Origin of the sequence: Kangiella spongicola (genome assembly GCF_003194565.2) — a bacterium.
Classification (GTDB): domain Bacteria; phylum Pseudomonadota; class Gammaproteobacteria; order Enterobacterales; family Kangiellaceae; genus Kangiella; species Kangiella spongicola.
The window spans coordinates 544,162-560,354 of sequence record NZ_QICH01000001.1 but is presented as its reverse complement, the minus strand read 5'-3'; the positions used below and the strand labels follow the sequence as shown (position 1 = coordinate 560,354).

Annotated in this window: 16 protein-coding genes; 9 read left to right on the top strand and 7 right to left on the bottom strand. The window is 43.6% G+C overall.

Going from position 1 to position 16,193, the window contains the following annotated elements:
- Positions 1 to 241: 241 nt before the first annotated feature.
- Complete coding sequence (locus DL796_RS02410) at positions 242 to 1,153, top strand: SPFH domain-containing protein (RefSeq protein WP_196597940.1); 912 nt, start codon at positions 242 to 244, stop codon at positions 1,151 to 1,153.
- 56 nt (positions 1,154 to 1,209) lie between these two features.
- Positions 1,210 to 1,665, top strand: coding sequence for an NfeD family protein (locus tag DL796_RS02405; protein WP_110199625.1), 456 nt, complete (start codon positions 1,210 to 1,212; stop codon positions 1,663 to 1,665).
- 91 nt (positions 1,666 to 1,756) lie between these two features.
- Here DL796_RS02405 and ahpF read toward each other — a convergent pair whose 3' ends face one another.
- Together ahpF and ahpC are read right to left on the bottom strand one after the other, a co-directional pair.
- The gene (gene ahpF / locus DL796_RS02400) at positions 1,757 to 3,373 is read right to left on the bottom strand and encodes an alkyl hydroperoxide reductase subunit F (protein ID WP_110199623.1); all 1,617 of its coding nucleotides are present in this window, start codon (positions 3,371 to 3,373) and stop codon (positions 1,757 to 1,759) included.
- Positions 3,374 to 3,536: 163 nt separating this feature from the next.
- Positions 3,537 to 4,100, bottom strand: a complete 564-nt coding sequence (gene ahpC / locus DL796_RS02395; RefSeq protein WP_110199621.1) for an alkyl hydroperoxide reductase subunit C — start codon at positions 4,098 to 4,100, stop codon at positions 3,537 to 3,539.
- A gap of 142 nt (positions 4,101 to 4,242) precedes the next feature.
- Here ahpC and DL796_RS02390 point away from each other — a divergent pair, with 142 nt between their 5' ends.
- The 5 genes from DL796_RS02390 (at position 4,243) to gpsA (ending at position 7,570) form a co-directional block, all read left to right on the top strand.
- Positions 4,243 to 5,139 carry a hydrogen peroxide-inducible genes activator gene (locus tag DL796_RS02390; protein ID WP_110199619.1) on the top strand — a complete coding sequence of 299 codons (897 nt, stop codon included), beginning with the start codon at positions 4,243 to 4,245 and terminating at the stop codon, positions 5,137 to 5,139.
- 196 nt (positions 5,140 to 5,335) lie between these two features.
- Positions 5,336 to 5,761 (top strand): rhodanese-like domain-containing protein, encoded by a 426-nt coding sequence (locus tag DL796_RS02385; protein WP_110199617.1) that lies wholly within the window; start codon positions 5,336 to 5,338, stop codon positions 5,759 to 5,761.
- Between the two features lie 7 nt (positions 5,762 to 5,768).
- Complete coding sequence (gene grxC / locus DL796_RS02380) at positions 5,769 to 6,023, top strand: glutaredoxin 3 (protein WP_110199615.1); 255 nt, start codon at positions 5,769 to 5,771, stop codon at positions 6,021 to 6,023.
- 45 nt (positions 6,024 to 6,068) lie between these two features.
- Positions 6,069 to 6,566, top strand: coding sequence for a protein-export chaperone SecB (gene secB / locus DL796_RS02375; RefSeq protein ID WP_110199613.1), 498 nt, complete (start codon positions 6,069 to 6,071; stop codon positions 6,564 to 6,566).
- A complete protein-coding gene (gene gpsA / locus DL796_RS02370; RefSeq protein WP_110199611.1) occupies positions 6,566 to 7,570 on the top strand; it encodes an NAD(P)H-dependent glycerol-3-phosphate dehydrogenase in 1,005 nt (334 codons plus the stop codon). The genes secB and gpsA overlap by 1 nt, the downstream gene beginning before the upstream one ends.
- Before the next feature lies 1 nt (position 7,571).
- Here gpsA and trmL read toward each other — a convergent pair whose 3' ends face one another.
- The 5 genes from trmL to glnA form a co-directional block, all read right to left on the bottom strand.
- Positions 7,572 to 8,033 carry a tRNA (uridine(34)/cytosine(34)/5-carboxymethylaminomethyluridine(34)-2'-O)-methyltransferase TrmL gene (trmL, locus tag DL796_RS02365; protein WP_110199609.1) on the bottom strand — a complete coding sequence of 154 codons (462 nt, stop codon included), beginning with the start codon at positions 8,031 to 8,033 and terminating at the stop codon, positions 7,572 to 7,574.
- A 2-nt stretch (positions 8,034 to 8,035) separates the two neighbouring features.
- Complete coding sequence (locus DL796_RS02360) at positions 8,036 to 8,665, bottom strand: response regulator (protein ID WP_110199607.1); 630 nt, start codon at positions 8,663 to 8,665, stop codon at positions 8,036 to 8,038.
- Positions 8,658 to 9,782 carry a nitrogen regulation protein NR(II) gene (gene glnL / locus DL796_RS02355; protein ID WP_110199605.1) on the bottom strand — a complete coding sequence of 375 codons (1,125 nt, stop codon included), beginning with the start codon at positions 9,780 to 9,782 and terminating at the stop codon, positions 8,658 to 8,660. The genes DL796_RS02360 and glnL overlap by 8 nt, the downstream gene beginning before the upstream one ends.
- A 97-nt stretch (positions 9,783 to 9,879) precedes the next feature.
- Positions 9,880 to 10,455: a DUF4124 domain-containing protein gene (locus tag DL796_RS02350; protein ID WP_110199603.1), complete on the bottom strand. Its 576-nt coding sequence runs from the start codon at positions 10,453 to 10,455 to the stop codon at positions 9,880 to 9,882.
- 119 nt (positions 10,456 to 10,574) lie between these two features.
- Positions 10,575 to 11,984: a glutamate--ammonia ligase gene (glnA, locus tag DL796_RS02345; protein ID WP_110199601.1), complete on the bottom strand. Its 1,410-nt coding sequence runs from the start codon at positions 11,982 to 11,984 to the stop codon at positions 10,575 to 10,577.
- Between the two features lie 429 nt (positions 11,985 to 12,413).
- Here glnA and DL796_RS02340 point away from each other — a divergent pair, with 429 nt between their 5' ends.
- Complete coding sequence (locus DL796_RS02340; RefSeq protein ID WP_110199599.1) at positions 12,414 to 15,143, top strand: TonB-dependent receptor plug domain-containing protein; 2,730 nt, start codon at positions 12,414 to 12,416, stop codon at positions 15,141 to 15,143.
- A 70-nt stretch (positions 15,144 to 15,213) separates the two neighbouring features.
- Complete coding sequence (locus DL796_RS02335) at positions 15,214 to 16,191, top strand: class I SAM-dependent methyltransferase (protein ID WP_110199597.1); 978 nt, start codon at positions 15,214 to 15,216, stop codon at positions 16,189 to 16,191.
- Positions 16,192 to 16,193: the final 2 nt, after the last annotated feature.

The following is a 16,193-nucleotide window of genomic DNA, read 5'->3' as shown; positions in this document are numbered from 1 at the left end:
AATGACGAACTTGTGAGCTATTGTATCGTGCAAGCCTTATGGAAGCTAGGGCAATAGAGGCTAGGCCAGCTTAGAGAAGCGCTAAAGTCCGCTACAGCTTGTTACAAAATCTAGAAAAAATAGATTGAACGAGGACTAGCGTTCATTCTATATTGAAGAATTAAAAGTACTTTAAAAACTAACAACTTTAAAACCATTATCTAAAATCTTTATTTAAAACATAGAAAAGAGGAATCTATTAATGTTCATGGAACTTGTTATTGCGCTTGTGGCGCTTGTTGTCATAGGTATTTTCTTAGGTGTGAAAACCGTGACCCAAGGTAATCAATATACTGTTGAACGTTTCGGTAAATATCGTAAAACGCTACCGCCAGGCTTGCATGTGATTATGCCAATTATTGACCGCATCGGTGCCAAGGTAAACATGATGGAGCAGGTGCTAGATATCCCAGCACAGCAAGTCATTTCACAAGATAACGCCACGGTTACCATCGACGCGGTGTGTTTCTATCAGGTTGTAGACCCAGTAAAAGCGACTTATGAAGTGAATCAACTTCACCGCGCTATGCAGAATCTTGTAATGACTAACATCCGTACCGTTTTAGGTAGTATGGATTTGGACTGGATGTTATCGAAGCGTGATGAAATCAACGCTCGTATACTAACGATTGTTGATGAAGCAACTAATCCTTGGGGCGTTAAAGTCACTCGTATCGAGATTAAAGACATTTTGCCTCCTCGCGATTTGGTAGATGCGATGGCGCAACAGATGAAAGCCGAGCGTTTAAAGCGCGCGCAGATTCTAGAAGCTGAAGGTACTAAGCAAGCGGAAATTCTAGAAGCCGAAGGTGAAAAACAAGCACAAATTTTAACCGCAGAAGGTGCTAAAGAAGCAGCCTTCCGTGAAGCGGAAGCGCGCGAGCGTCAGGCTGAAGCAGAAGCTAACGCAACGACCATGGTATCGAAAGCCATTGCCGAAGGTAACGTGCAAGCGGTTAACTATTTTGTTGCGCAAAAATACGTCGATGCACTGGGTAAAATCGCAACATCTGATAATCAGAAAGTGCTAATGCTACCGCTTGAAGCATCATCAGTCATCGGCTCGGTTGCAGGCGTCGCTGAGATTGCTAAAGAAGCGTTCAGCAATAAGTAAACAACCACAAATATAACGAAACCGATTAAGTCATAGATTAGCCACAAGGGGATACTATGGAGTTCTTCTCAAACGCAGAATATTGGCACTGGATGGTGTTCGGACTGGTGCTACTCATTCTAGAAATGTTCGCGCCTGGCGCAATTTTATTGTGGTTAGGAATTGCCGCCTTAGTGGTCGGTACCTTGCTACTCTTTTTAGGAGAACACTTTAGCCCCGAGTGGCAGTGGATAGTCTTTTCTATCTTCTCCGTCGTTAGTATCGTCGTATGGCGCAGCTACAGCAAAAAACACAAACTTAACGAACCCGAAGACGGCAGCTCGCTGAATAACCGCGGCAAATCACTTATCGGGCAAACCTTCACTCTCGCCACCGCTATCGAAAACGGCGTCGGCAAAGCAAAAGTCGGCGACACCTACTGGCGCGTCACAGGCCCCGACACGCCACAAGGCGAAAAAGTCAAAGTCGTTGGCTTTGAAGGCGCGACTTTGAAGGTTGAGCAGTTAACTTAATAACTTTAGATGGTATTTTTTAAAATTAAAAAACTGTTAATAAAAAAGAAGCCCTCATTTAGAGGGCTTCTTTTTTATGCGGCTTATGCGTTTATGCAGCATCTTTTTGACGTTCTTTTGTTTGGCTCTCTTCGTACATCTTTTCAAGCTTACTTGAATTTGCAAGTAAGTACTCAAACGATGCTAGCGATGCCTTTGAGCCTTCGCCCATGGAAACGACGATTTGTTTGTAAGGCACAGTGGTGACGTCGCCGGCTGCATAAATACCAGGCTGAGACGTTTCGCACTTTTCGTTAATCACGATTTCGCCAAACTTAGTGGTTTCGACGACATCGCCTAAGAACTTAGAGTTAGGCACTAAGCCAATTTGTACGAAGACACCGTCAAGTTCAACACTGTGATTTGTTTCCGTCGCTCTGTCAGTGTATTCGATAGAGGAAACCTTACCATTTGTCGCGTGAATCTCTTTAGTTGCGACGTTCTTTAAAATGGTAATATTGTCTTTTGCCTCGGCTTGATCGACGAGCACTTTATCGGCTTTCAGCTCTGGCATAAATTCAAACACCGTAACGGATTTTACAATACCGGCTAAGTCTAGTGCCGCTTCGATACCTGAGTTACCGCCACCAATGACTGCAACATCTTTGCCTTTAAAGAATGGGCCATCACAGTGTGGGCAGTAGGCCACGCCATTGCCGACGTTTTCTTTTTCGCCAGGGATACCAAGCTCTCTCCACTTAGCGCCAGTAGCGATAATCATAGTTTTACTATCAATAACTTCGCCTGACGATAGCGTAATGGTTTTGATGTCGCCTTGCTGTACATCAGTCACACGCAGGTGTTCTTTAACGGTAATATCATATTCGTTTAGATGTGCCTGTAATGCGCCTGATAATTCTGGCCCGGTGGTTTTTGGCACAGATATTAAATTTTCGATACCCATGGTGTCTTTAACTTGGCCACCAATGCGATCAGCGATTAGGGTTACTTTTAAGCCTTTGCGTGCGCTATAAATCGCTGAGCTTACGCCTGCTGGTCCGCCACCAATAACGACAACATCTTGTAAGGGTAGCTTCTCAGCTGAGTCGGCTTTCGCAATAGACGGATCTTGCTCGAGCAACTTATCAATGAGTTCTGCTGCGGTAACTTTACCGTTGGCAAATAATTCACCGTTTAGATAAACACTCGGCACGCCCTGAATATCGCGCTCTTCGATAACGTCTTGGAACAAGCCTCCGTCGATCATTTCTGCTGAAATATTAGGGTTAATCACAGCAAATTGGTTTAAAGCTTGCACCACGTCTGGACAGTTGTGACAGCTTAGGCTGACAAAAACTTCGAACTTCATCTCTTGGTCAATATTTTTGACCATGTTTTGTAATGAGCTATCGAGTTTAATTGGAGTACCTGCTGCTTGCAGAACCGCTAAGACTAGCGAGTTAAACTCGTGGCCCGATGGGATGCCTGAAAACTGGATCCCAGAATTTTCGCCATCAACTTCAATTAGGAAACTAATTGGGCTGCGAACTTGACCCTTTAGATCACGTTCTTCAAATTGAACTTTGTCGCTAACGCTGGCAAAGCTCTGTAAAAAATCTTTAAGTTGATCACGCTTGGAGTGCTCACCAGTTTGCAAGACGAAAGTCACCGTCTTTTGCAAATCTGCGGTATAGCCTTTCAAAGCTTCTAATATTTGTTTGTTTAGCATAGTGTGTTCCTGCCTTGCAAAATTGACTGAGGAAGTTTTGATGTTAAGAAGAAAACTATGTCAGTCGCGAGTGATTTAGGATGCTTGGTGAGCGGGGAAGCCCACCAAGCGTTTACAACAATTATCTATAAATAGATGTGTTGGAGACTTAGCTCTTACCGACTTAGATTTTACCTACTAAGTCTAGTGAAGGAGCTAAAGTGTCTTCACCTTCTTTCCAAGCCGCCGGACATACTTGACCTGGGTTGTCGCGTACATACTGAGCTGCTTTAATCTTACGAACTAACTCTTCAGCATCACGACCAACACCTTCAGCTGTGATTTCCATGACCTGGATGACGCCGTCTGGGTCGACTACGAATGTACCGCGATCTGCTAGACCTTGGCCTTCGCGCATAACGTCGAAGTTACGAGTAATTTCGCCTGTTGGGTCACCAATCATGGCATAGTTAATTTTGCCAATGGTGTCTGACGTTTCGTGCCATGCTTTGTGAGTGAAGTGAGTGTCTGTTGATACAGAGAATACTTCAACGCCGCGGCTCTTAAGTTCTTCATAATGATCCGCTAAGTCGCCTAACTCAGTTGGACATACGAACGTAAAGTCTGCTGGGTAGAAGAAAAATACTGCCCACTTGCCTTCGATGTCTTTGTTAGAAACTTCAACGAACTCGCCGTTTTTAAATGCTGTTGCTTTAAAAGGTTTAATTTCAGTGTTGATAAGTGCCATGTGTGGCCTCCTATTCGTTAATATTGGGTTCTTTGTGAGTACGGGGAAAAGTATAGGAATTGCTGGTGGTTTAGTAAATTTGAATAAGTTGAAGATGATGTTCTATAATTATGAATTATGATTGTCGGTAGGATAGATACTAATGGTGTCATTTAAACAGTTGGTTTACGCGTTAACAGTTGAGGAAACGCTACATTTCAAGAAGGCCGCCGAGCGATGTAACATCAGCCAGTCAGCGTTGAGTACCGGCCTGAAGCAGTTGGAAGAGCATCTGGGTTTGCAAATCTTCGAGCGCGATAATAAAAAAGTTTTAGTCACGCCATTGGGACAGGAAGTTTTAAAGCGCGCTCGAGAAATCATGCTACAGATAAATTCTCTTGATGAACTTGCTGAAGGAATCAAGCAACCACTGAGCTTTCCGATATCCGTCGGTGTTATTCCAACCATCGCGCCTTATTTGCTGCCCAAGATCTTCCCTTTATTGCACGAGCAATACCCAGAAGCGGAGTTGCGTATTGTCGAAGAACAGTCCCATGTGCTGGTTGATATGGTGCGAAAAGGGGAGCTGGATACCGCTATTCTGGCACTACCTTATGCACATGAAGGCTTGTTGGCCTTGGAGTTTTGGCAGGAAGACTTTTATTGGGTCACTCTAAAAGGCGATCGGTTTAGTGGTAAAAAAGAGGTGACCAGCGACGAGCTAATGCAAAGTAACTTGATGTTGCTAAAAGAAGGACACTGCCTAAAAGATCATATCCTAGATGCATGCAAGCTTACAGATAAGCAAGCGGAGCATGGTTTTGGCGCAACCAGTCTTAATACTTTGATACAAATGGTATTAGGCCGCTTGGGCACAACCTTGATCCCAGCTATGGCCATGGATCAGCTCATATCGCAAAACAAAGAACTCATTGCTGTGCATTTAAGCGAGCCAGGCCCTCATCGCCGGATTGCTTTTCTCATACGACCGAATTTTACAAGAATGGGCAGCGTAGAGGCTCTAAAACAAATTTGTAAGCAGGCGCTTAGCGGAAAATAGGTTAATTCTAATTTTTAGATTAGTTGGATGATATCTGTGCAAAAAATAATCATTTTGAAATAGCTCAGTGAACTGAAGGCAAATATCACTATTCCAAAGGAGCCTTAAGGCATATAGATACTGGGCGAATGATTAGTTTTGTGTATAATGCAATGTTCTAATTTCCAGTATCATTTTGACTTAGGTTTTCTGGCAAATGCAGCAATTATTTGAATTTTTTGGCAATCATCCGTTTCTAGGCTCGGCCTGGTTAGCGTTCGCACTATTACTTCTGATTAGTATCATCAAAACCCTGACCAGTGGCTCTAAGTCATTGACGCCGTTACTAGCTACGCAAATGATTAATAAAGAAAATGCGCAGGTAGTGGATTTGCGATCGGTCGCGGACTTTAATAAGGGGCATATTCACGGTTCGGTGAACATTCCTTTTACGAAGGTTAAAGATAGCGTTAAGGACCTTGAAAAATATAAGCAGGTCCCCATAATTATGGTCTGTAACACTGGAATCCAGTCAGGTAGCGCAGCGATTACGTTACGCAAATTTGGCTTTAACCAGGTTCACAAACTCAAAGGCGGTATCCAGTCTTGGAGTGGCGATAATTTACCACTAGTGAAAGGGTAATCAATCAATGGCAACAGTTGAAATGTACACCAAGCGGTTTTGCCCATTTTGTGTACGAGCGAAGCATCTGCTAGAAAAACTAGACATCAATTACACTGAAATTGCAATTGATGGCGACAATGAGTTGCGGGAAAAGATGATTTCAATTGCTGGCGGCCATACGGTTCCGCAAATTATCATCAACGACAAGCCCATTGGTGGCTGTGATGATCTGTATGCTTTGCATGCCGCAGGAAAATTAGAGCCGATGTTGGACAATTAGATCCATTATTAAAATAAAACATTAAATATCAAAGAGAGTACAGTTATGGCAGAGAACGAAAATGCAGCAAACCAAGGTGAGCAAAAAGTAGAAACTCCTGAGGGTATGCAGTTAGTAGTACAAACGATTTATGCAAAAGACATTTCTTTTGAAGCACCGAATTCACCAGAAATCTTTTTAGAGCAGTACAAGCCAGAAATCAACGTTAACCTAAATAACCGTGTTAAAGATTTAGAAAACGACAGCTATGAAGTTGAGTTACAAGTGACTGTAACGTCAAAAGTTGGCGAGAAGACTGCTTACATCGCGGAAGTTAAGTACGGTGCCGTATTCGGTATTAAAGGTATTGAAGACGAAGTTCGTGGGCGTTTATTGAGAACTTTCTGCTGTGAGCAGTTGTTCCCATACGTTCGTGAAGGTATCTCAGAAGCAGTATCTCGTGGTGGCTTCCCGCGCTTCGTATTACAGCCAATTAACTTCAATGCTTTGTATGAGCAGGCGCAACAACAAGCTGCTCAGCAACAAGGTGAAGCAAACGCTTAATGGGCACTCCTAAGTCTTTTGCGGTTCTCGGCGCTGGGTCGTACGGAACCGCATTAGCTATTGTCCTAGCGGGTAATGGCCATCAGGTAAAGATGTGGGCGCGTGACGCTTCTCAAGCTGAGCGCATGCAAAGTGATTGCGAAAATACTCGCTATTTACCTGATACCAAATTTCCTGAATCTTTAGTGGTTTCTAGCGATATTGAAGAAGTCATTAATGACTCATCTGTGGTGCTTGTAGCGGTGCCGAGCCATGCTTTCCGAGCGGCTTTACAAACCATCAAGCCACATTTAGGTGACAAGACGCCTATTATCTGGGCGAGCAAAGGTTTAGATCCAGATACTGGTGACTTGCTGGGAAATGTCCTAATTGAAGAATTAGGGCCAGAGCAACCACATGCCATTCTTTCCGGTCCCAGTTTTGCCAAAGAAATGGCTAATGGGATGCCAACGGCTATCAGTTTAGCCTCGAATGAACGAGCTCTTGCAGAAGAGCTAGCCTTAGATTTTCATAACGACCGATTCCGAGTTTATACCAGCACTGATGTGATTGGTTTGCAGATTGGTGGTGCCGTAAAAAATGTTGTGGCAATTGGCGCAGGTATCGCCGATGGCTTGGGCTTCGGCTCAAACGCACGCACCGCATTGATTACGCGTGGCCTAGCCGAAATGAAGCGTTTAGGTGTAGCCTTAGGAGGCAAAGCCGACTCCTTCAATGGTATGGCTGGAATGGGCGATCTGGTATTGACCTGCACAGATGATCAGTCTCGAAACCGTCGCTTTGGCTTAGCCTTAGGGCAGGGTGGTGATCGCGAGGGCGCTGAAAAAGCCATTGGACAGGTGGTGGAAGGGGTGCGTAACGCTCATGAAATCCACATGTTATCGAATCGAGTAGGTGTGGAAATGCCAATTTGTGAAGCGATTTATAAGATTATCTATAAAGGCGCCGATCCTAAAGCCGCCGCGCATGAACTACTAACGCGTGATCTAAAGTCTGAGTCTTAAGCTACTGACAACCTTCAAAGCCGAGCTGTCTGAGTGCTTCAAAGGCCATGATGGCCGCTGTATTGGACAGATTCAAACTTCGACTTCCTTCCTTCATAGGTATTCTCAACAAGGTAGTCGCTAACTCCTCTAGAATATGATCCGGCAACCCACGAGTTTCAGGGCCAAAAATGAAGTAGTCACCATCTTGATATTCAATTTGATGGTAATGCTTTTTGCCTTTCGTACTTAAAGCAAAAAGTCGTTGTGGTTGCTGCTGATTTTTAAAGTCATCGAAGTTTTCATGAATAATGACATTGGCCCACTCGTGATAGTCGAGCCCGGCACGACGCATACGCTTATTCTCAAGTTCAAAACCTAAAGGCTTTATAAGGTGTAGTTGTATCCCTGTGTTGGCGCAAAGGCGAATAATATTGCCGGTGTTAGGTGGGATCTCAGGCTCAAATAATACGATATGCAGCATACTTATTCTTCTTTGGAGTTGGGCTTTTGTTGCCAGTATTTTAATTTACGGCTTAAGGTATTGCGACCCCAACCTAATATTTTTGCTGACTTTTGTTTGTGTTCTTGAGTTAGTCTTAATGCCGTTTCAGCAACAAACTGCTCAAACTGCTGCTGCATCTCGATCAAGACCTCTGCATTCCCTTGATGGTACTCACTGTCGATGTGCTTCTCGGCGTGTTGTAACCACAAAGGCAAATCACTAGCAGGCTTGTGGCTGTTGATAGCTCGTTGACATAAGTTGATGACGTGATTGATATCAAAGGGCTTCGGCAAATAATCAAAGGCACCTAACTCATGGGTTTTACTGCCAAGATCGGTATCGGCATAGGCGGTGATCATAATGACCGGAAGCTCAGGCCATTTCTGATTGATGGTTTCTAATAATTCAAGCCCGCTCATACCACTCATTTGTATATCGGTTATAACAAGCTGTGGCTTTTGCTCAGAAATGATGCTGAGGGCCTCTTGGCCACTGTCACATGAGATCACCTTAAATTGTGCATTATTCAGAGCGCGAGCCAAGACCCAGCGGATGGAGCTATCATCATCGACCACAAGGACCGTGTTTGTATCTACGGTATCGTTAGTCATCTTGTAATCCCAGTTGATGAGTTGAAGTACCCTCAGTCGTCTGATGCTTTTCTTTCGGGATGACGGGCAGGTAAATGCTGAAACATGTTCTATCGGCGTTACTGCTAAATTCAATTAGCCCCTGTTGCTGCTGAATAAGGCTTTGCGCAATCCCAAGCCCGAGACCACTGCTGCTTTTGCCGCTTATTAACGGGAAGAAAATGTTGGGCTCTAATTGAGGATCAATAGCTGGCCCGTTATTTTCAACCTGTACGCAAAGCGTTAACGGGTACTGGGTTTCGCCAATAGTGTGCCTTGGTAGCGCCCGTGTGCGTAAGACTATGGTTGCGTCGGCCTGCTCATGACAAGCTTCTATGGCGTTCTGGGTAATGTTCAAAATAGCTTGGTAGACCGAGTCTGGCGCGCACATAAACTCAGGGAGACTAGGGTCATAGTCTCGACTCAGGGTTATATTGCTCGGCAGGTTTAGCTGGCATAAGTCGAGAACCTGCTCGGTGGTTTCATGGATATTCATCATGACACGCGTCGCTTTCTGGGTAGAGAGCAACATGCGATTAACAAGGTTGGTTAAACGTTCTGTTTCTTTCTGGATAATGGTACTTAGCTCGCCAATCCCTTGTCTTACATCCTGCGGAACGTTGCTTGCGGTGGTTTCTTGACTGAGCAACTGTGCAGCGCCACGAATACCGCTTAAGGGCGTTTTAATTTCATGCGCTAGATTTTGTAATAGCCGTTCGCTGACTTGTGTTTGTTTAGACAAGCCTTGTGCAAAGCTACGGCTACGGAAGCGCTGGGAGCTTTGCCACTCTACTAACAAATAAGGCTCATCCGCCATAAACCAGTGACCAGAGATATCAACGGAAAGCTCTTTACCATTGAGTAGCTGTAGCTGAATATTGTCTTGTACAAATTGACCATTCTGGCGAAGCGCTTCGAGAATTTCGGTTAACGGCAAACTGTTACTGGCAATAAAGTAACTATAGCGCTTACCTTTTAGCACCTTGTTGCTGGTGTTAAAGGACTTTTCGGCGGCCTGATTTAAGTATTGAAAACGCCCGTGAGCATCAAAAAGAATGATTGAGGTCGATAAGTTATCTAAAAGGCGCTGAAAACGCATAGGCAATGCTGCTCAAAGGTGCAAGATTCAAAAAGGCATTATAGCAGTATCAACTGGCATGCACCATTTTGGTGCGCGTGAAAGCGCTATTGGATGATTAACGTTTCTTACGTCTATTTTGATTGAGACGTGAGGCAATAAGCGCGTGGAAGCTAATAGCGTCTGAAGATTGAACGGTCTCGCCACTATCATCGTCAATAATCATAGCCTGCAGCTGATGAGTGCCGCGTTCAACTTCTGTTAGGTTAAAGTAAGGAATTTTCTGCGCTTGGCCTACATTATTACCGTCCAGCTTGAGCTGTACGCTATGGTTTGGCCTTAGATTAGGAGTGACAGCAACTATAACATTAATTCTACCGTCGTTAGCTCTAATACCCTCGTCATTCTTAGGTGTATCAATGGCAAGAACCTCATACTTAAACTTTTTTTCATCATCATCTTCTTCTGATGAATCACTTATTGTCGGCGCTTTGTATGCTGGCTTGGGGGTAGAAACCACATTGACGTCTGTTTTGACAGTGATAGGTTTTGAGCCTGGAATTGGTTTGTCGGTAAACACCACATTGCCATCTTTATCTATTTTTTTATACATTACCGTTTCTTTAGCAGAAGTAGCTATAGAGCCGCAGCTTAGGGCAAGTAACGAAACAATTGTCACCAATAATGACTTCATGGGGTTTCCTTTGAGTTAAACACTCCCTCTAGTATCTAAAACTGTGATTGTAGTGTCAAAATAAAAAAGCCCGGGCTGTGCCGGGCTTAGCAATATAGCTAATAATAACTGCGACTAAATTACAGACTGTAATATAAGTCGAATTCAACTGGTGACGGTGTCATTTTCAATAGCTCAACATCACCACGCTTTAAGGCGATATAAGCATCGATCATGTCATCAGAGAAAACGCCACCACGAGTTAAGAATTCGCGATCCTGATCTAGCTCATTAAGAGCTTCTTCTAACGAGCCCGCAACTTGAGGAATAGATAGAGCTTCTTCAGCCGGCAAGTCGTATAAATCTTTATCCATGGCATCGCCAGGGTGAACCTTGTTCTGAATACCGTCTAAACCGGCCATCATAAGGCCTGCGAAGGCTAGGTAAGGGTTTGCCATCGGATCAGGGAAGCGAGCTTCGATACGGCGCGCTTTAGCGCTGTTAACGTGCGGGATACGAATAGAAGCGGAACGGTTCTTTGCTGAGTAAGCAAGCATCACCGGAGCTTCAAACCCTGGAACCAATCGTTTGTATGAGTTGGTGGAAGGGTTGGTTAGCGCGTTAAGAGCTTTGGCGTGCTTAATGATACCACCAACGAAGTATAACGCTTCTTCTGATAAGCCTGCGTATTTGTCGCCAGCGAAGATGTTTGTACCTTCTTTGGCCAGTGACATATGAACGTGCATGCCAGAGCCATTATCGCCTGCTAGTGGTTTTGGCATGAATGTTGCCGTTTTGCCATAAGCATGAGCGACGTTATGAACAACGTACTTTAGGATTTGAGTCTCGTCTGCTTTTTTTACTAAAGAGTTAAACTGAGTGGCAATTTCGTTCTGGCCAGCTGTACCAACTTCGTGGTGGTGCGCTTCGATAACTTGCCCCATGCTCTCTAAAACAAGACACATTTGTGAGCGTAAATCTTGCGATGAATCGACAGGAGGAACTGGGAAGTAACCACCTTTCACGCGCGGGCGGTGTGCAGTGTTGCCACCTTCATAGTCTTTATCAGAGTTCCAAGCAGCTTCAGGATCGTCAATTTTATACGATGAGCCGCTAATATCCGTTTTGAACTTAACGTCTTCAAAAATGAAGAACTCAGGCTCTGGCCCAAAAAAAGCAGAGTCAGCAATACCTGTAGACTTTAAATACTCTTCGGCACGACGTGCAACAGAACGTGGGTCACGGTCGTAACCAGTCATCGTTGCAGGCTCTAAGATATCGCAACGAAGCAACATGGTCGTGTCTTCGTAGAAAGGATCGATAAGAGCTGTTTCAGTGTCTGGCATAAGAACCATGTCTGACTCGTTAATACCTTTCCAGCCGGCAATAGAAGATCCGTCAAACATCTTACCATCAGATAGTAAATCTTCATCTACCACGCGTGCTGGAATAGTCACGTGCTGCTCTTTCCCTTTAGTATCCGTAAAACGTAAATCAACAAATTTAACGTCGTACTCTTCGATCATCTTCAAAACATTGTCAACTGACATTGGATCACACCCCGAAATAAGATTGAATTGAAACTGGCGTCATTATAACAAGGCGATGAATTAAAACTATGAATAAGATGCCTTCTAAAACAAGTCGTTGCACCAAAATGGTGCGGCTCGACGTGAATAATAATAATGAAATGGATTAGAAATCATGGGTGTATTGCTGCTTATTAAATAAACAGCTGTTCGCTGTTTTTAATGCAACTTATTAAAAATAAAATCTAATAAAAACAAGTGTTTAACAAAATCTGATTAGGTTCCGCTTTAAAGCATTAAAATGTAAATTTTGTTGACCGGCTAATTTTAATGTGGTACCTATAGCATACTCCAAGGCTGTATTTCGCCATGGCCCCTTCTTTGTGGGAGGCGAAAAATGGACTTGGTACAACAAAGAAAATTTACCAACTTATCTATAGGTAGGAATTTATGACTAACAAGACAATGATAGCTAAAGCTGTAAAAGTCGCTTTATATAGCGGTTTTGCTGCTTCTCTAGCTGTTAGCGCTCCAGCTTCTTTCGCTGCAGACGAAGAAGAAGGCGCTCAGGCAGAGAAAATTGTTGTAACAGGTTCACGTTTAAAGCGTTCAGACGTTGAAGGCGCTAACCCAATTACAGTAATTGACCGTGAAACAATTGAATTATCTGGTGCTTTATCAGCAGCAGAATTAATGCGTGAACTAACGTTCAACAGCGCAGGTTCATTACGTCCACAATCTGGTAGTTCAGCACAGGGTGTTTCAACTATCGATTTACGTGGTATCGGTTCTGGCCGTACTCTAGTATTGATCGATGGTCGTCGTTTGACGCACTCTCCATCTACTGGTCAAGGTCAAGATTTGAACTCAATCCCACTAGGTGCGATTGAGCGTATCGAAGTATTAACAGACGGTGCATCAGCTGTATACGGTTCTGATGCAATCGGTGGTGTTGTAAACGTTATTACACGTCAAGACTACAACGGTGCTGAGTTAATGGTTAGTAAGGGTGGCGTAAGCGTACCTGCAGACGGCGGTGACCGTGAGTCTGGCCACGCTTTATTCGGTTCTTCAGACGGTACTACTAGCTTATTAGCAGGCGTATCTTGGAACAAGCGTGAAATCATTTTCGAACGTGACTTCCCTTGGGTGGACGCAGGTGCATCAGTATTTGGTGCGAACTTCACAGACCCTAACTCTTTCAACTTTGAAGGAATACCAGGAGCCTGTGGCGAAGAAAACTTTTACTTAGATGGTACTGTTTGTCGTTACAACTTCAACGCGACTAACGCGAACGAAGCATCTAACGAGAATGAGTCGATCTTCTTGAAAGGTACACACCAAATTAACGATGACTGGGAACTTTACAGTAATGCTAGTGTAAATAAGACGACATCTTTCGGTCGTTATGCTCCAGTTCCTGATAGCACTTTCTACTATAGTGATTTAGTAATTGATGCTAACAGCTACAACAACCCAACTAACCCTAACGCATGGTACTACGACCCGAACAACCCTAACGCAGTTGCATATGACGCTTCTGTAGTTGGCGCTCAACGAGATGTAGATATCTGGCACCGTTTTGCAGCAGTGGGTAACCGTGACAATACAGTTAATAACACTAACTATGATTTCCTAGTTGGCGCGACTGGTTTCGTAGGCAACGCTGAAGTTGACTTTGGTGCTCGTCGTGTTCGTAACAGCACAAAAGAAATCGGTAACGGTTACTTAGCGGCTCAAACTGCTTGGACATTTGTAAATGATTTCAACCCTGGTTACGCTACTTACGGTGATAACACAAGTACGTTCGATCCTAATTCTTATTATTATGGTTACAACGTACAACAACCATCTGCTAACCCAGCAAATGTACTTTCTGGCTCAGCTGTAACTACCTCACGTGAAAGTGACTTCAACATCGATGAAGTTTATGCATCTGTTGCATTTGACATCATGGACCTAGACGGTGGTTCTATGCAGATGTTTATTGGTGCTGAACGTCGTGAAGAGTACTACCAAGATCTGTATGATTCACAGTCTGAAGCTGGTCTAGTTGGTGGTTCTGCTGGTAACTCAGCAGGCGGTGGTCGTAGTGTAAACGCTATGTACTTCGAAACATTAATGCCTTTCGCAGATAACTTCGAAGTTTCACTAGCGGGTCGTTACGATAGCTACTCTGATTACGGTAGTGACTTCTCGCCAAAAGTTGGTATGCGTTATCAACCAACTGACGAGTTAACGTTACGTGCTTCTTGGGGCCAAGGTTTCCGTGCACCAACATTGGACATCTTAACTCAAAAGCCAGCATTCTCAGCTGACTCAATCGCTGACCCAGATTCGTGCGATGTATTAGTTGATGACCGTACTGAAGAGTGTCAAATCAATGGTCTGTCAATTTCAAATCCAAACCTGACGTCAGAGCAGTCTGAGCAGTATGCATTTGGTATCGTATGGCAACCAACTGATTGGTTCGATATGTCCTTAGATTTCTCTTCAATCGAAATTGAAGACCGTATCGTTCAGTTCTCTGCTCAAACTGTTGTAAACAGAAACGGTACACAAACGTTTGCTGGTAGCACAGACCCTCGTTATGCTTCATATCAACCAGGCGGAGCAAACTACGATCCACGTCCAATAGACAGTACGTTCACGGTAACACGTGAAGCACAGCCTTGTAGTGTTGATACTACTCAAACGTGTCAGGTTATTACTAGCCTAGTACGTGGTTCTGGTAACGAAGGTGATTTAGAAACTAGCAACATCGACTGGAACATGCACACACGCTTTGACTTAGGTGGTGGTGTATTAGATTCTACATTGCAAATCAGTTACATTAATGACTACAGCATCAACGGTGGTGAAGACCTAGTTGGTATCGCAAGTCTTCCTGAGTACCGTGCACAGTTACGTAACCAGTACATGATTGGAGACTTCCAGTTCGCATTAAATACTAACGTTATTGATGCAAACGGTGAAGATGCTACTGCAGTTGGTACTTGGACTACGCATGACGTACAGGTGAACTACACTGCTCCTTGGGACGGTCGTATCACTGTAGGTGTACAAAACGTTGGCGAAAAACTACCTACATTAGTGGGTTACGATGGTCGTGACTATAACTACGGTCTATACGACGGCTATGGTCGCTACACGTACGTTCAGTACACTCAAAGCTTCTAATATTTAGAGCTTTAAGCAAGACCAAGAAGGGCGAATTTATTCGCCCTTCTTTTTTATAAAGAGAAAAATAATGAACAAGAAACAACGACAAACTAACTGGACAAAATATTGGACCGAAAATCAAATAGACTCCTGTAGTGCAGGGGTTAAAGCCCAAGACTCAGAGATAAATAACTTCTGGGCTGATACTGAAAAAATGTTGAACGAGACGAGCAGTGTGCTTGACCTATGTACAGGAAAGGGCGATGTAATTGCTCAGTTAATTAAACTACAAAAAAATAAGAAACATGGCTTGTCTTTATATACTGGCGCAGATATTGCCGCTATTGATCAAGAGATAGTTGCCGACAGATTTGTAGAAGTTAGTAAGAATGTTTCAATGGATTATGAAACTGATGTTAATGCTTTACCCTATTTAGATGAGGCCTTTGATATAGTTACCAGCCAATTTGGTGTTGAGTATGCTTTTGAAACAGGTGTTGTCAAAGAGCTTTGCAGAGTAATGAAAAGCACTGGGAAAGCAAGACTTGTCCTACACCATAGTGACTCAATTCTTTTGAAAGTAGCTAAAGAAGAAATGTCTCATATTGATATTCTTAGCGAAAAGGCTGGCTACATTGAGCTAATTGAACAGTTGATCCCAGTATTTGCCAAATTACGTAACCCCGCAAATGCCAAAAAGTTAAATAAAGATGAGAAAGCCATTCGAGTGAGGGATTTGTTCAACAAAGAAAGCGGTGTGTTACTATCGAGAATAGAACGATCTAATGTGCCAGATATACTAAAAGATGCGCTAAACCAGTCAAAAAAGATATTCCATGTTGCAAAGTTGCAGGGCTCATCAGCTGCTAAAGCTGAGCTAAGTCGTTATAAAGGCGAGCTGGAGCAAAGCCGTGAAAGAATGTCTGATTTAGTCGAAGTTGCAGTTTCTAAGGAGCAACTAGAAAAGTTAGCGGAAACTGTAAACAAATTTGGAAAAAAAATTACCGTACAACAAGAATTAAAAAGTAATTCGCATATTGTTGCTTGGGGAGTTGAGATAGCTTAACT

What these genes read in the sequence shown, in the direction of transcription:
- grxC (WP_110199615.1), top strand. Translation starts at nt 5,769, where the DNA reads ATGGCAACAGTTGAAATGTACACCAAGCGGTTTTGCCCATTTTGTGTA.
- DL796_RS02385 (WP_110199617.1), top strand. Translation starts at nt 5,336, where the DNA reads ATGCAGCAATTATTTGAATTTTTTGGCAATCATCCGTTTCTAGGCTCG.
- gpsA (WP_110199611.1), top strand. Translation starts at nt 6,566, where the DNA reads ATGGGCACTCCTAAGTCTTTTGCGGTTCTCGGCGCTGGGTCGTACGGA.
- DL796_RS02360 (WP_110199607.1), bottom strand. Translation starts at nt 8,665, where the DNA reads ATGACTAACGATACCGTAGATACAAACACGGTCCTTGTGGTCGATGAT.
- DL796_RS02390 (WP_110199619.1), top strand. Translation starts at nt 4,243, where the DNA reads ATGGTGTCATTTAAACAGTTGGTTTACGCGTTAACAGTTGAGGAAACG.
- DL796_RS02410 (WP_196597940.1), top strand. Translation starts at nt 242, where the DNA reads ATGTTCATGGAACTTGTTATTGCGCTTGTGGCGCTTGTTGTCATAGGT.
- trmL (WP_110199609.1), bottom strand. Translation starts at nt 8,033, where the DNA reads ATGCTGCATATCGTATTATTTGAGCCTGAGATCCCACCTAACACCGGC.
- ahpC (WP_110199621.1), bottom strand. Translation starts at nt 4,100, where the DNA reads ATGGCACTTATCAACACTGAAATTAAACCTTTTAAAGCAACAGCATTT.
- DL796_RS02350 (WP_110199603.1), bottom strand. Translation starts at nt 10,455, where the DNA reads ATGAAGTCATTATTGGTGACAATTGTTTCGTTACTTGCCCTAAGCTGC.
- DL796_RS02335 (WP_110199597.1), top strand. Translation starts at nt 15,214, where the DNA reads ATGAACAAGAAACAACGACAAACTAACTGGACAAAATATTGGACCGAA.
- secB (WP_110199613.1), top strand. Translation starts at nt 6,069, where the DNA reads ATGGCAGAGAACGAAAATGCAGCAAACCAAGGTGAGCAAAAAGTAGAA.
- DL796_RS02340 (WP_110199599.1), top strand. Translation starts at nt 12,414, where the DNA reads ATGACTAACAAGACAATGATAGCTAAAGCTGTAAAAGTCGCTTTATAT.
- ahpF (WP_110199623.1), bottom strand. Translation starts at nt 3,373, where the DNA reads ATGCTAAACAAACAAATATTAGAAGCTTTGAAAGGCTATACCGCAGAT.
- glnL (WP_110199605.1), bottom strand. Translation starts at nt 9,782, where the DNA reads ATGCGTTTTCAGCGCCTTTTAGATAACTTATCGACCTCAATCATTCTT.
- glnA (WP_110199601.1), bottom strand. Translation starts at nt 11,984, where the DNA reads ATGTCAGTTGACAATGTTTTGAAGATGATCGAAGAGTACGACGTTAAA.
- DL796_RS02405 (WP_110199625.1), top strand. Translation starts at nt 1,210, where the DNA reads ATGGAGTTCTTCTCAAACGCAGAATATTGGCACTGGATGGTGTTCGGA.